Source organism: Ruegeria sp. AB8 (assembly GCF_056542605.1).
In genome coordinates this window covers 136856-151211 of record NZ_JBQGAB010000009.1, presented here as the reverse complement: position 1 = coordinate 151211, position 14356 = coordinate 136856, and the positions used below count along the sequence as shown (strand labels likewise).

Annotated in this window: 15 protein-coding genes; 12 read left to right on the top strand and 3 right to left on the bottom strand. The window is 58.6% G+C overall.

What is annotated here, in order from left to right; genetic code table 11:
* Positions 1-48: 48 nt before the first annotated feature.
* Entirely contained in the window at positions 49-756 is a 708-nt protein-coding gene (gene trmB, locus ACR0CG_RS11420; RefSeq protein WP_480524917.1) for a tRNA (guanine(46)-N(7))-methyltransferase TrmB, read from the top strand.
* Between the two features lie 3 nt (positions 757-759).
* Here trmB and ACR0CG_RS11415 read toward each other — a convergent pair whose 3' ends face one another.
* On the bottom strand, positions 760-1569 hold the full coding sequence (locus ACR0CG_RS11415; RefSeq protein WP_480524915.1) for a hypothetical protein: 810 nt from the start codon (positions 1567-1569) through the stop codon (positions 760-762).
* 178 nt (positions 1570-1747) lie between these two features.
* Between ACR0CG_RS11415 and aroA the strand changes: the two genes are divergently transcribed.
* A complete protein-coding gene (gene aroA / locus ACR0CG_RS11410; RefSeq protein WP_480524913.1) occupies positions 1748-3094 on the top strand; it encodes a 3-phosphoshikimate 1-carboxyvinyltransferase in 1347 nt (448 codons plus the stop codon).
* On the top strand, positions 3091-3708 hold the full coding sequence (gene cmk / locus ACR0CG_RS11405; RefSeq protein WP_480524911.1) for a (d)CMP kinase: 618 nt from the start codon (positions 3091-3093) through the stop codon (positions 3706-3708). Before aroA ends, cmk begins: the two co-directional genes overlap by 4 nt.
* A gap of 17 nt (positions 3709-3725) precedes the next feature.
* Here cmk and ACR0CG_RS11400 read toward each other — a convergent pair whose 3' ends face one another.
* Positions 3726-4205, bottom strand: a complete 480-nt coding sequence (locus ACR0CG_RS11400) for a YHS domain-containing (seleno)protein (protein WP_170816780.1) — start codon at positions 4203-4205, stop codon at positions 3726-3728.
* Between the two features lie 216 nt (positions 4206-4421).
* On the opposite strand from ACR0CG_RS11400, the gene ACR0CG_RS11395 reads away from it, so the two are divergent.
* Together ACR0CG_RS11395 and ACR0CG_RS11390 are read left to right on the top strand one after the other, a co-directional pair.
* Entirely contained in the window at positions 4422-4946 is a 525-nt protein-coding gene (locus ACR0CG_RS11395) for a hypothetical protein (protein ID WP_480524908.1), read from the top strand.
* 315 nt (positions 4947-5261) lie between these two features.
* On the top strand, positions 5262-6947 hold the full coding sequence (locus tag ACR0CG_RS11390) for a tryptophan halogenase family protein (protein WP_480524906.1): 1686 nt from the start codon (positions 5262-5264) through the stop codon (positions 6945-6947).
* Positions 6948-7081: 134 nt separating this feature from the next.
* On the opposite strand, the gene ACR0CG_RS11385 is transcribed toward ACR0CG_RS11390, so the two are convergent.
* Positions 7082-8560 carry a sulfatase-like hydrolase/transferase gene (locus tag ACR0CG_RS11385; protein ID WP_480524904.1) on the bottom strand — a complete coding sequence of 493 codons (1479 nt, stop codon included), beginning with the start codon at positions 8558-8560 and terminating at the stop codon, positions 7082-7084.
* 160 nt (positions 8561-8720) lie between these two features.
* Here ACR0CG_RS11385 and ACR0CG_RS11380 point away from each other — a divergent pair, with 160 nt between their 5' ends.
* The 7 genes from ACR0CG_RS11380 (at position 8721) to trpB (ending at position 14231) form a co-directional block, all read left to right on the top strand.
* On the top strand, positions 8721-8909 hold the full coding sequence (locus tag ACR0CG_RS11380; protein WP_480524901.1) for a DUF6525 family protein: 189 nt from the start codon (positions 8721-8723) through the stop codon (positions 8907-8909).
* A 382-nt stretch (positions 8910-9291) separates the two neighbouring features.
* On the top strand, positions 9292-10968 hold the full coding sequence (gene rpsA, locus ACR0CG_RS11375) for a 30S ribosomal protein S1 (RefSeq protein WP_170613425.1): 1677 nt from the start codon (positions 9292-9294) through the stop codon (positions 10966-10968).
* A 272-nt stretch (positions 10969-11240) separates the two neighbouring features.
* Positions 11241-11525 carry an integration host factor subunit beta gene (gene ihfB, locus ACR0CG_RS11370; protein ID WP_037310872.1) on the top strand — a complete coding sequence of 95 codons (285 nt, stop codon included), beginning with the start codon at positions 11241-11243 and terminating at the stop codon, positions 11523-11525.
* A gap of 7 nt (positions 11526-11532) precedes the next feature.
* A complete protein-coding gene (locus tag ACR0CG_RS11365) occupies positions 11533-11883 on the top strand; it encodes a LapA family protein (RefSeq protein WP_170613423.1) in 351 nt (116 codons plus the stop codon).
* Positions 11884-11888: 5 nt separating this feature from the next.
* Positions 11889-12533, top strand: a complete 645-nt coding sequence (locus tag ACR0CG_RS11360; RefSeq protein WP_480524899.1) for a phosphoribosylanthranilate isomerase — start codon at positions 11889-11891, stop codon at positions 12531-12533.
* A gap of 47 nt (positions 12534-12580) precedes the next feature.
* Entirely contained in the window at positions 12581-12916 is a 336-nt protein-coding gene (locus tag ACR0CG_RS11355) for a hypothetical protein (protein ID WP_170613420.1), read from the top strand.
* A gap of 67 nt (positions 12917-12983) precedes the next feature.
* A complete protein-coding gene (gene trpB / locus ACR0CG_RS11350; RefSeq protein ID WP_480524897.1) occupies positions 12984-14231 on the top strand; it encodes a tryptophan synthase subunit beta in 1248 nt (415 codons plus the stop codon).
* The last annotated feature ends 125 nt before the right edge of the window (positions 14232-14356 follow it).

Below are 14356 nucleotides of genomic sequence, written 5' to 3'. Positions count from 1 at the left end.
GGCCTCTGCCACTTGCAATGCCCGGGCGCGGGCAGTATGGGCACCGCCATGAGCACCGAGACCCCGCAACGCCCGCGCAGAAACTTCTATGGCCGCTTCAAGGGCAAGACCCTGAAGCCCAGCCAAAAGACCTATCTGAATGAAGACCTCGCAGCATTGTCACCTGGTGTGGTTGACTGGGACACCAACCCCGAACGGAACCCTCTGGACTTGCAGGCGCTGTTTGGCGGCCGGGATGTCTGGCTAGAAGTCGGATTTGGCGGCGGTGAACACCTGGTTCATCAGGCCCAAAACAACCCCGGTGTCGGCATCATCGGGGCCGAGCCCTACATTAACGGCGTTGCCATGCTGCTGGGGAAAATTCGCCGGGCCGAGGTTGAGAATCTCGCCATCCATCCCGGCGATGCGCGTGATCTGTTCGATGTGCTGCCCGAGGCAAGCATCTCGCGCGCCTTTCTGCTTTACCCGGACCCGTGGCCGAAAACCCGGCACCATCGTCGCCGCTTCGTCACGCATGAACATCTGGAGCCCTTGGCGCGCACCCTCAAGCCGGGGTCGATTTTTCGCGTGGCGACTGACATTCCGGACTATGTGCGGCAGACACTCGAGGAAGTTCCGCGCGCCGGTTTCGAATGGCTGGCGGAACGCCCGCAGGACTGGCGTATGCCATGGGACGACTGGATTTCCACCCGGTATGAACAAAAAGCCCTGCGCGAGGGGCGTACACCGCATTATTTGACGTTCCGCAAGACCTGAGCGCTAAGGCGCGGGGTCCCGCAGGTTGGGAAAGGCCCTGCCTTTGGCAAACCACGCCAGCCCGAACGCCCAAAGCGCGATGGATTCCACAAAGAAGGTCAGATTGTGGGACTTCCACCCTCTCTGGGCGCCTTCGCCGGAAAACGCGACGATTCCCAGCACAAGAACGCACAACAGGATCGTGATGCCGCACAACGTATACAACGTGTTGCGCCGTCTTTTTGTCTCGATCAATTGACCGTTTTTGATGTGACGCTCGGGAACCACGCGGCGCAGAACAAACAGACAATAAAGGCCCAGATAGATAAACAAGATACCGGCAGACCAGGCATGCAAATGCGGGGCACCGGAAAACAGCGTGAAAAATGCTTCGGGATCGGGGTCAGACAAGACCGGTGGCGGTGTTTGATTCACATCGGCAAAAATACGCGACTGGAAGCTGACCGGTTCTTCGCAGCCAGACCCGCTTGTCGGGAATACCGCAACAAAGCAGGCACCTAATCCGGCAATAAAGGACCCAAGATCCTCAAGCCAGTGGTCACCGGTATAAGCGATCAGAAAACCACCGATGAATATCAGTAATCCGACAAAAATCGCCCCCAGAAACTGGGCGTAATAAAAGTGGCTGATGCTGTCACGAAAACAGCTGCCGCCAAATATTGCGCCACTGGCAAGAATTATTGGCAGGCCGAAGGCGACCAACCCGACCAAAAAGGCCAGGCGCATCTGCAGAACACTGTCAGTCTTCAAGGGGTCTTCGGGCTGAAAGTAGGTTTCGGTTCCCTTGGAAAGCATGGATCGAAGTTGTGACATGATTAGACCTCGGAGTGATTTGTGTGAATCAAAACGAATGCGTCCTAAATGTCGCCATAATAGCCTGAAACCTGCTGATGCCCCAAATTCTGTTCAATCTTGCGGTCGCTTTGCCGCTGGACCAACCGGCCCCAATTCGCTAATCGGCTTGAGCACTGATAGCGCAAAAGGAGCCCCCATGTCCGGACACGGAACGCCCATCCCGATGACGTCGCATCCCTGCGGCCCGCTGACCGGCACGGCAGAGGTGCCCGGCGACAAGTCGATCTCGCATCGGTCGCTGATTCTGGGCGCGATGGCGGTTGGCGAAACAAGAATTTCGGGTTTGCTGGAGGGCGAGGATGTTCTGGACACCGCCAAGGCCATGCGGGCCTTTGGGGCCGAAGTCACGGATCACGGCGGCGGCGAATGGACCGTGCATGGCGTCGGGGTTGGCGGCTTTGCCGAGCCCGATCAGGTGATCGACTGTGGCAACTCGGGCACCGGAGTGCGCCTGATCATGGGGGCGATGGCGACGTCGCCTATCACCGCGACCTTTACTGGCGACGCCAGCCTGAACAAGCGCCCCATGGCGCGGGTCACCGATCCGCTGGCGCTGTTTGGCACGCAATCTGTCGGTCGTTCCGGCGGGCGTCTGCCGATGACAATCGTGGGCGCGGCCGAGCCAGTGCCGGTTCGCTACGAAGTTCCCGTCCCCTCGGCTCAGGTCAAGTCGGCCGTCCTGCTGGCCGGTCTGAACGCACCGGGCAAGACCGTGGTTATCGAAAAAGAAGCCACCCGCGACCATTCCGAGCGGATGCTGGCCGGTTTCGGAGCGGAGATCACGGTTGAGGACACGGACGAGGGTCGCGTGATCACGTTGACCGGTCGCCCCGAGTTGAAGCCGCAGGTTATTGCCGTTCCGCGGGATCCGTCCAGCGCGGCCTTCCCGGTTTGTGCGGCGCTGATCACGCCCGGTTCTGACGTGCTGGTTCCCAGTATCGGTCTGAACCCGACCCGCGCAGGGCTGTTCACGACGTTGCGCGAGATGGGCGCAGACCTGACATATGAGAATGAGCGCGAAGAGGGCGGCGAACCAGTCGCTGATCTGCGCGCCAAATATTCACCCAACATGAAGGGCATCAACGTGCCACCGGAACGCGCGGCCTCGATGATCGACGAATACCCGGTGCTGTCTGTGGTAGCGGCCAATGCCACCGGCACCATGATGATGGGCGGCGTTAAGGAACTGCGCGTCAAGGAAAGCGATCGCATCGACGCTATGGCGCGCGGGCTGCGCGCCAATGGCGTGACAGTGGACGAGGGCGACGACTGGTGGTCGGTCGAGGGCCTCGGCATCGGTAACATCCCAGGTGGCGGCACGTGTGAGAGCTTTCTCGACCACCGCATTGCCATGTCTTTTATGGTCATGGGCATGGGTGCGAAATTACCGGTATCTGTCGATGACGGCGGCCCGATTGCAACTTCGTTCCCGATTTTCGAACCACTGATGGCGGCCTTGGGGGCGAAGGTCGAGCGTACATGAGTTTTACGGTCGCCATAGACGGTCCTGCGGCGGCGGGTAAGGGCACGATTTCCAAGGGTGTCGCCGCACATTTCGGCTTTGCGCATCTGGACACGGGGCTGCTGTATCGTGCCGTGGGCAGGCACACACTGGTTGGTGTGGACCCGGTTGCGGCGGCGCTTGCGTTGACCGCTGAAGAACTGGCTCAGGGTGATCTGCGAACGGCCGAGATTGCACAGGCGGCCTCGATAATTGCGGTGATCCCCGAAGTGCGCGCCGCGTTGGTGGATTTCCAGCGCACCTTTGCCCGTCGGGCGGGGGGGGCCGTGCTTGACGGTCGCGATATCGGAACCGTGATATGTCCGGCGGCGGAAGTGAAACTGTTCGTCACCGCCAGTGCCGAGGTGCGCGCAGAACGTCGCTATCTTGAACTCAATGCGAAAGGGGCTGATGTCACACGCGATCAGGTCCTGACGGATGTACGGGAGCGTGACGCGCGGGATGCGGAACGCAGCGCGGCGCCGATGAAGCCCGCAGATGACGCGGTTCTGCTCGATACCTCTGATCTGAGTATCGAAGCTGCATTGGAACAGGCCATAGGGGTCATCAAACAAAAACGACCCGCGACACCGTAGTGCAGCGGGTTGCCTGATTACAGTTCGCCGACGGCAATGCTTTTGATGCTTGCCCACTGGTCGTCAGCCGTTTTTGCCGTGGTGGGGACGTCCTTCAGGAACGCAGCGCGGGTATCGGCGTTCAGGAACAGGTACAGTTTTCCATCAGCCACCAGATACTGATCCGGGTCGCCGTCGAACTTCTTGCCCACGGACACGCCATACGAGCAGAATCCGCCATGCTGCGGCAGATAGGCGGCCGGGTTGGCCTCGAACGCTTCGCGGTTCGCGGCACTGGTGAAGTAGTACGACGCCCCGTCATAGGTGGCGGAATGGGTTGCAAAACCCTCTACCGGGTTGCCGTCATTGACCAGCGCGACCAGATCGACGCCATGGGCCGCCAAAGGCGCGCCCGCTGCCGATATGCCGTTCGAAACGTTGATTTCATCGGCGGCAAAGGCCGGGGCAGCGATCAGCGGCAGGGTTGCGATCAGGGTGGTCAGGACCAGATTTTTCATTGCATTTCCTTTCGTGTTCAGGTTCGGGCTGGCTGGTGCGCCAACCGCTGAAACAAAGATAGGCGGCTGTTCTTGTACGAACTATCGCAGGAAGGCCGTCAGGTTTTGCAGATCGTTCAAAGATGGGGCTTGCCGGGAATACTCTTCACCAAGCTTTGTTTGGCCAGTGAGAAGGTGGCTTTCTATTGTGAAGGAATAGCCTGCAGGAGAAATGCCATGATCCGACTAGCCGTATTGCTGATTTTTCTGGCCGGAGGACTGGCGGCTCAAGACGGGCAGGCACCCGAGCCGGCAATGGATTACGAGCGTCTGGGCAAGATCATCTTTGCGCTCGACCCGGAAGCACAACCGCAGGGCCCCGGGTTTCAGATGACGGTTGCGGATTATCCGATGTTGGTGGTGACAGACATTAATGCCGACCGGATGCGCGCCATGGTCCCGATCCGCAGTGCCGAGGGGCTGTCGGATGATGATCTGCGGCGCATGATGCAGGCCAATTTCGACAGTACGCTGGATGCGCGTTACGCGATCGCCAATGGCACTTTGTGGGCTGCGTTCGTCCACCCGTTGTCTTCACTGAGAAAAGACCAGTTGATCTCGGGGCTGGCCCAGACCGTGAACATCGCCGCGACCTACGGCACCCTTTACACCGGTGGTGCGGCAGAGTTTGGAGGCGGCGACAGTACCGACCTGCAGCGCGCCCTGATCGAAGAGCTTTTGAAGAAGGGCGAGGAAATCTGATCCGCGCCCGAAACTGGAGTTTTTCCTGATACTGCCCTGTTTCGCAGGGACCCACGTTCTGAAGACGATGTACAGCACCGTGACGACTGGCGCGCCATGGTTTCATGTGGTGCCGGGAGCAAAGCGATGAGTGTTTTCTGTTGCGATTTCGGACGCATGGACGGGTCTGAATGCCATATTTTCATAGGCTCTAGCTGAAAGCAGGAAAACTGCTATAGTTTCCCGCAGCGAAAAGGGAAGGCTGCCACACAAGCCCAAAAACAAAAAAAGGGCAGGCAGCCAAGAAATCCCCCAAGCCAACAGGGACAGAAATACATGAATAATCGTTTGAGTAAAATCACCATCGTAGGTGGTGGTACGGCTGGTTGGATGACCGCCTTGATTCTGGAAATGGTGCTTTCACGCACGTCAGCACCCAAGGATCGCCCGCGTATCTGCCTGATCGAAAGCCCGAATATCGCCACCGTTGGAGTTGGCGAAGCCACGGTTCCGCGCATGCCCGTCACGCTCCGGCAGGCAGGCATATCAGAGCGGGATTTTTTCCGCGAGACCAACGCATCGTTCAAGCTGGGTGTGAAATTCTGCAACTGGAACAAGGACGCCAAAGGCAATCGCATCGACTACGTGAACCCTTTTGCCCATGGCCAGATGCTGGAGGGGTTGGAGGCCGCCGAATATTTCCTGCGCTTTGGCAATGGGGATCGGGACTTCACGCAATCAATCTCGCCACACGATGATCTGGCGCGATTGTGTAAAGGCGCACGGCAACTGGGTCAGCCCGAATTTGAACAGCGCTTTGGCTATGCGTATCATCTGGATGCCGTAAAGTTCGCAGGCATGCTGACCAAGGTCTGCACCAAGCGCGGTGTGGAGCATATCCAGGATGAAGTGCAGTCAGTAGAGCTGGATGAACAGGGCAATGTCAGCCACCTGATGTTGGACCGCAAAGGCCGCCATGACGTCGAGATGGTGGTCGATTGTACCGGTTTTCGCGGGTTGGTCATCAACAAGGCACTTGGCGAGCCGTTTATGGATTATTCGGATTATCTGCCTAACGACCGCGCCATGGCGTTGCAGATCGAGCATCCCAACCCGGAAAAGATCGAAAGCGTTACGCGGTCTACCGCACTGGGCGCAGGGTGGACATGGCGGGTGCCGCTTTATAACCGTGTGGGCACCGGTTATGTGTTCTCGTCGGCACACCGCACGGATGATCAGGCGGCGGATGAATACCTCGAATGGCTGGGGGACAGCGGCAAGGGGGCGACGCCACGCGTGATCCCCATGCGCATCGGTCGTGTGCGCAACGCCTGGGTCAAGAACTGTGTGGCGATCGGTCTGTCCGGTGGTTTTATTGAGCCTTTGGAAAGTACCGCGATCCATATGATTGATCATGCAGTGCGTTGGTTCGCCGAACACCTGCCCACACGTGACATGGAGCCGTCCTTGCGCGCCAGATATAATCGGCAGATGGACAAGCTTTATGGCGAAGTTCTGGAATTCATCTGTCTGCATTACCAACTGGGCAACCGCACGGACGACCAATACTGGATCGATGCACGCACCGAGATGAAAGTACCGGATCGGTTGGCCGAGAACCTGGAATTGTGGCAGCACCGGCTTCCGATGCAGCACGATGTCGAGTTTGCAACGCTGTTTGACCACCGGGTCTATCAGACGGTTCTTTTGGGCAAGCAGGTCTATGATACGGGTTATGGTGAGGGTATCCGTGATCGGTTGCGACCGTTGAACCGACCGATTTGGTTCCAGTGGTGGAAGGGCGCGAAGGGGCACCTTGCACAGATCCTCAAAACGATGCCGGATCACAAGACGCTGCTGCGCGATATCCGGGGAGAACTGGAGAGACCAGCCTTTGGCAAGGCGGCTGCAATGAAACCCACAGTGGCCATGCCGGGTGCGGTCCCTGCTCCGGCGGTGATCCACAACATGCCCAATTTCGCGGAAATCCAAAGCGGCGCGAAGGATTTGCAGCTGTTCTAAAGTTCCCCGCCTCTCAGAAAGAGGGGTTGGAAGAACTTATCAGGGGCAGAGCTTCGAAACTCTGCCCCTGTTGCGGTCACTCGGGTGTTATTAGGACCTCCGTAGTCGGGGCCGCGGAGCGAAGTGATCTGACGCTATAGCGCGGATCCCTCGCGCAACTCGTCCTGTTCGGTCGGCGTCGGCGTATGGTTGAAGACGAAGGCCGTGCGGCAAGCGTCTTCCCCTCCCAGCGCTTCGATCTTGCGGCGCTGGTCGGCAAAAGCACGGGCGTTGACTTCTTCCGGATCGCAGATTTCGCGCAAGCGGCGCTCACCCTCAGCCAGCGCGGCGGCAACGTCGGGGTCGTCTACCCGATCCACCGCGCGGTTCACCAGTTCGTGCGGGTCGGTTTCCAGATCGAATAACTGGGGTGGTTGACCAACGTAGTGGACATATTTCCAGCGGCCCCAGCGCACCATGAAACTGCCGGTTTTTGAACCGCCATCATGGTACTCACTGAAACCGGTACGGTTCGGGTCGTCTGGCGCATTGGCGATGGTACGCAGCGACAGACCGGGCTGTCCGGCGTTCCCTTCGTCATCGGCAACACCACAGACCTCGCGGGCGGTGGCGGCTATATCGGTCAGGTTTGTGCAGGTCGAAACAGTGCGGCCTGCGGGAATTCCGGGACCGGCAGCAATCATAGGCACACCGGCGCTGGCTTCGTACATGACCATCTTGGTCCAGAATCCCTGATCCCCCATCATGTCGCCATGGTCCGACACATATAGGATAACGGTATTGTCCAATTGTCCGCTGGCATCCAGCGCGGCAACCACGCGGCCGACGCAATGATCCATGAACGAGGTCAGGCCGTAATAGGCAACCTTTGCTTCGCGCATCTTCCGTTCATCGAAATAGTCCTCGTAGTTGAAGAAGGCGGCGATATTGCGCAGCTCTCCATGTTCGGGCAGGCCTTCGCCGTAACCGACCGGCAGGTCCATGTCGGCGGGGTCGTAAAGGTTGTACCATTCCTCAGGGCAGGTCAGCGGGTAATGCGGGCTGACCAGCGAAACAAAGGCGGCCCAGGGTTGCTCCAGGCGCTTGGGATCCGCCAGCCAAGCCTCGGTGGCATTTGAGATGGCCTTGTCGTAGTCGGTATAGGTGCTGCTGCCAGCACCCACGTCACCTGCCAGTTCAGCGGCTGAATCGTAGGGCGGTGGGTTTTCCCGCAGCAGACCGACGGGCCATCCGACGCCGCCGACCACGTGCATTGGAATGATTTCTTCCGAAAACCCGTTGTCATCGTCGGCCGACCGAAAATGAAGTTTGCCGATGGAAACCACTTCGCGCCCGGCGTCGCGCAGCTGCCGCATCCAGCTGCGAGGCTCTCCGGCGTAGGGCGAGGCGCTGTCCCAATTGCCGGTGCGGTGCACCCATTCACCGGTGGCCAGCGCTGCGCGGGTCGGGACACACATTGGCGACGGCGTGTAGGCGGCCTGGAACATCGTGCCCCGTGCGGCCAGCGCATCCAGATGCGGAGTTTTCACGATCGGGTGCCCTGCGCAACCCATGGCATCCTTGCGATGTTCGTCCGAAATGATGACAAGAAAATTCGTATTTTGCTGAGTCATGGGGTCCTCCGCCTCACTTCATACCGTCGGGTCGGGCCTGGTCGCAGGTTTGATTGCGACATTCCGGGAAAGTGATTTGGTGTCATTTGCGCGGTTGTGTCCTTCTGCATGAAATGTAATGTCATAACATATCTATTTGTTTTTGAGCAAAGGCGGAAATATGGGCGCGACTTCCTCTGGGGGTGTCAGCCGGGGCAGGCACAGGCGGCGAAATCAAAACACCAGTCTCCATCCCAGGATAAGAGGCGGTTCACCAATGCGGGCTTACGACGCGCTGCCGCCTGAATTGCGTCAATGGCTTGCAGCCGCCTGCCTTCCGTGGAGCCCGGCTTCCGCAAAACGAATCTAGATTCGTGCAGGCGGAACCCATAATCCGGAAGCGGCGAAAACCCGGCTGGATGCAATTGAACGGGCAATGCTGAAGCGGGACGCCCGGATCTGGAGGCCAAAATTCGATCAGCCGGAGCGGCAGGATCGCGCCCAATAGGCCATTTACCTTGGAAATATGGGCTTTCCACTTGCACCGGTCAGCAAATCCGCCTATACGCGCGCTGTCTGAACAAGGGCGGTCAACGTCCGGATGACGTATCTGAGCAGGGCCGGGTCACCTCGGCCCTTTGTGTTTGTGTAATCGGATGCGCCCCGGATCACGCCAGAAGACATCATGAAACAAGACCGGCGGAGACAACCGCTCGGCCAGTAAAAACGTAAGTAAAGGAAAACAACGCCACATGGCTAACGCATCCATGGAGGAATTCGAAGCCCTCCTTAATGAAAGCTTCGAAATGGACACACCCGAAGAGGGTTCTGTTGTCAAAGGCAAGATTCTGGCGATTGAAGCCGGTCAGGCCATCATCGACGTCGGCTACAAAATGGAAGGCCGCGTTGATCTGAAAGAATTCGCAAATCCCGGCGAAGCTCCTGAAATCGCTGTTGGTGACGAGGTCGAAGTATACCTGCGTGCTGCAGAAAACGCCCGTGGCGAAGCCGTCATCTCGCGCGAGATGGCCCGCCGTGAAGAGGCATGGGACCGTCTGGAAAAAGCATATGCCGACGACCAGCGCGTCGAAGGTGCAATCTTCGGTCGCGTCAAAGGTGGCTTCACCGTCGATCTGGGTGGCGCAGTTGCGTTCCTGCCCGGCTCGCAGGTTGACGTTCGCCCTGTGCGCGACGCTGGCCCGCTGATGGGTCTGAAGCAGCCGTTCCAGATTCTGAAAATGGACCGCCGCCGTGGCAACATCGTTGTTTCGCGCCGCGCTATCCTGGAAGAATCGCGTGCCGAACAGCGTGCCGAAGTCATCGGCAACCTGTCCGAAGGTCAGACCGTCGAGGGTGTCGTCAAGAACATCACCGAATACGGTGCATTTGTTGACCTGGGCGGCGTTGACGGCCTGCTGCACGTCACCGACATGGCATGGCGCCGTGTGAACCACCCGTCCGAGATCCTGACGATCGGCGAAACCATCAAGGTTCAGGTCATCAAGATCAACAAAGAGACCCACCGCATCAGCCTGGGTATGAAGCAGCTGCAGGAAGATCCGTGGGATCTGGTTGCTGCAAAATACCCGCTGGGCTCGGTCCATCAGGGTCGCGTCACCAACATCACCGACTACGGCGCGTTCGTCGAGCTGGAAGCCGGCGTCGAAGGTCTGGTGCACGTGTCCGAGATGTCCTGGACCAAGAAAAACGTCCACCCCGGCAAGATCGTTTCGACCAGCCAGGAAGTCGACGTTATGGTTTTGGAAATCGACGGCGCCAAGCGTCGCGTGTCTCTGGGCCTGAAGCAGACTCAGCGCAACCCGTGGGAAGTGTTTGCAGAAACACACCCCGAGGGCACCGAGGTCGAAGGCGAAGTCAAGAACATCACCGAATTCGGTCTGTTCATTGGCCTCGAAGGCGACATCGACGGCATGGTTCACCTCAGCGACCTGTCCTGGGACGAGCGTGGCGAGGATGCGATCCAGAACTACCGCAAAGGCGACATGGTTTCGGCCGTCGTTTCGGAAGTTGACGTTGAAAAAGAGCGTATCTCGCTGTCGATCAAAGCCCTGGGCGGTGACAAGTTCGCCGAAGCCGTGGGCGGCGTGAAGCGTGGCTCGGTCATCACCGTTGAAGTCACCGCGATCGAAGATGGCGGCATCGAGGTCGAATACGAAGGCATGAAGTCGTTCATCCGTCGTTCGGACCTGTCGCGTGACCGTGCCGAGCAGCGCCCCGAGCGTTTCTCGACCGGTGACAAGGTTGACGTCCGCGTCACCAACGTCGACAGCAAGACTCGCCGTCTGGGCCTGTCGATCAAAGCACGCGAGATCGCCGAAGAGAAAGAGGCCGTGGAACAGTACGGTTCCTCCGACTCGGGCGCATCGCTGGGCGATATCCTGGGTGCAGCGCTGAAATCCGGCGACTAAACCTCAGGCTGTCCGAAGCAGTCGAATTTCGGCCCCGCACGTCAGTGCGGGGCCGTTTTTGTTGCGAATCAATATGTTCTGATTTCCCGGCCCAACTCGGGCAACAGGTGTTCTTTGGAGCCCGGAATCAGGCCCGCAGGCAAAAAATTGCGTGAGAATATGGCAAAATGATGCCTCGGCACGCGTAGTTTGCGTTCCCCCGTTCCGCGTTTTTTCTTATACTGTCCAAAACAATAGACATGGTAATCCGGTCGCCTGGGAGGGTAATGCCTATGATCCGTTCAGAATTGATTCAGAAAATCGCCGACGAGAACCCGCATCTTTATCAGCGTGACGTTGAACGGATCGTGAATACCGTTTTCGAGGAAGTGACCGATGCTATGGCCCGCGGCGACCGGGTCGAACTGCGCGGATTTGGCGCTTTTTCTGTCAAACAGCGGGACGCACGCGTCGGCCGCAATCCCAGAACCGGTGAGACCGTGCAGGTCGAGGAAAAATGTGTACCGTTTTTCAAGACAGGCAAGTTGCTAAGGGACCGTTTGAACGGTAAAGCCTGACCTTATGATGCGCTACATTCGATATGCTTTTCTTGCGGTCCTCGGGATCACCCTGATCTCGATTTCGCTGGCCAATCGCGAAATGGTTGAACTCAAGCTTATGCCGGATGCCTTGTCCGAGCTGGCTGGCTTCAACCTCAGCACCTCGTTGCCGCTGTTCCTAGTTGTTCTTGGGGGCGTGGTTGCCGGGCTGGTCATAGGCTTTCTTTGGGAGTGGCTGCGCGAACACAAGCACCGCCGCGACGCGACGGCCAGCAAAGGCGAAGTGCGCAAACTTGAGCGTGAGGTCAAGAAGCTCAAGAAAAAGCAGAATCAAGGTCAGGACGAGGTTCTGGCTCTGCTGGACGAGGCCAGCTAAGCGGCATGTCTACTGAAATTAGTGTGAAAATCTGCGGCTTGACCGCACCGGCTCAGGTGCGCGCGGCCGTAGATGCTGGTGCACGATACTTGGGATTCAACTTCTTTCCCAAGTCGCCCCGGTATGTCACGCCCGAACAGGCGGCTGCGTTGATGGCTGACGTGCCGGTTGGCGTGGCCAAGGTGGCCCTGGTCGTGAGCCCCTCAGACGATTTGCTGGACAGTATCACTCAGGCCGCGCCCTTCGATATGTTGCAATTGCACGGCAGCGAAAGTGCCGAGCGTGTGCGCGAGGTCAAGGAACGTTACGGCTTGCCGGTGATGAAGGTCATCGGTGTGGCAGATGCCGAAGATCTGGCCGCAATCGACATCTACAGCGACGTCGCGGACCAGCTTCTGATTGATGCCAAAGCCGCCAAGAACGCGGTCTTGCCGGGCGGTAACGGGCTGGCGTTTGACTGGCGGTTGCTGGCTGGGCGCAAATACTGGCGTAAGCCATGGATGCTGGCCGGCGGTTTGAACCCGGAAAACGTGGCCGAGGCCATTCGGATGACGGGAGCACGACAGGTAGATGTCGCCTCAGGTGTTGAAAGTGCTCCGGGGATCAAGGATTCGGGCCTGATCAACGCCTTTATCGAAGCCACCCGTTGATCTGATCGGGCCGCCATCGCGTATCTCCTGTTAAGGAGTATGAATGGATGCTGGCCGCAATCGGTGGAGTTGCCCTGAAAAACTGGTATCACGCGCCCGAGTTTTTCTGGCGCGCGCGCCAGGCTTATTTGCAAGCCCGTGACGATCCGCTGTGCCTGCGGGTGGAACTGTTCCCACATCAGGGCCTGTATTTTTCGCTGAGCGTCTGGCACGACGCCGAGGCCATGCTGACATTCGCCCAGTCGGGTCCGCATCGGCGCGTTGTGCAGGCGGCCTCCCGGTTGGCGGAGGTGCATGAGTTCCATCATTTCAACTGTATTGCCGTGCCAAGCAGGGACCAGGCTCTGCGGGTTTGGTCTCAGCATGTTCATGCGGCTGAATGATACGTTTTGCCATGGCAAATCCCGCCGCCACCTCCTATGAACAACGGGTACGACGAGGGAGACACCCATGGCCAACGATCTTTTCAATTCCTTCATGTCCGGGCCCGACGAACAGGGCCGTTTCGGCATCTTCGGCGGACGGTTCGTCAGCGAAACGCTGATGCCCCTGATCCTGTCGCTGGAAGAGGAATATGAGAAGGCCAAGGACGATGCGACCTTCTGGGCCGAGATGGACGATCTGTGGGCCAACTATGTTGGCCGCCCGTCGCCGCTGTACTTCGCGGAACGCCTGACCGAACATCTGGGTGGTGCAAAGATTTACCTGAAGCGTGACGAGCTGAACCACACCGGCGCGCATAAGATCAACAACGTGCTGGGCCAGATCATTCTGGCGCGGCGCATGGGCAAGACCCGGATCATCGCTGAAACCGGGGCAGGGCAGCACGGCGTAGCCACCGCCACCGTCTGCGCCAAGTTCGGATTGAAATGCGTGGTCTACATGGGGGCCCATGACGTGCAGCGTCAGGCTCCGAACGTGTTCCGCATGCGCCTGCTGGGGGCCGAGGTGATCCCTGTGACTTCCGGTCGCGGGACACTGAAAGATGCAATGAACGACGCGCTGCGCGACTGGGTGACCAACGTGCGCGATACGTTCTACTGCATTGGAACGGTCGCTGGTCCGCACCCGTATCCGGCGATGGTGCGCGATTTTCAGTCGATCATCGGCAAGGAAGCCAAGGAACAGATGATGAAGGCCGAAGGCCGTCTGCCCGATACGATCATCGCCGCCATCGGTGGTGGGTCGAACGCGATGGGCCTGTTCTACCCATTTCTCGACGACAAGTCCGTGAATATCATCGGCGTCGAGGCGGGCGGTAAAGGCGTGAACGAAAAGATGGAGCATTGCGCCTCTCTGACCGGTGGTCGTCCGGGCGTTTTGCATGGCAACCGAACCTATCTGCTGCAGGATGACGACGGCCAGATTCTTGAAGGCTATTCCATTTCCGCTGGTCTGGACTACCCAGGCATCGGGCCAGAACATTCATGGCTGCACGAGGTAGGGCGTGCGCAATATGTCTCGATCACGGACAAAGAGGCGCTGGAAGCGTTCCAGCTGTGCTGCGCAACCGAAGGCATCATCCCGGCGCTCGAACCCAGCCACGCACTGGCCCATGTGATGAAGATTGCCCCGGAACTGCCCAAAGATCACCTGATCTGCATGAACATGTGCGGACGCGGCGACAAGGATGTTCAGACGGTTGCGAAATACCTGAACTTTGACATGTCCGATACCGAAGGACGCGAGGCAATCTAAGCCTCTGATTTCGCCAGCGTAAGCCAGACAGATGTTGAGCGGCGGTGGGTCCGAGAATCATTTGACCTGCCCCGGTCGCCATGATGCTTTCACTGTCTCGCAATTGCGGAAAATGAAGCGCTTTG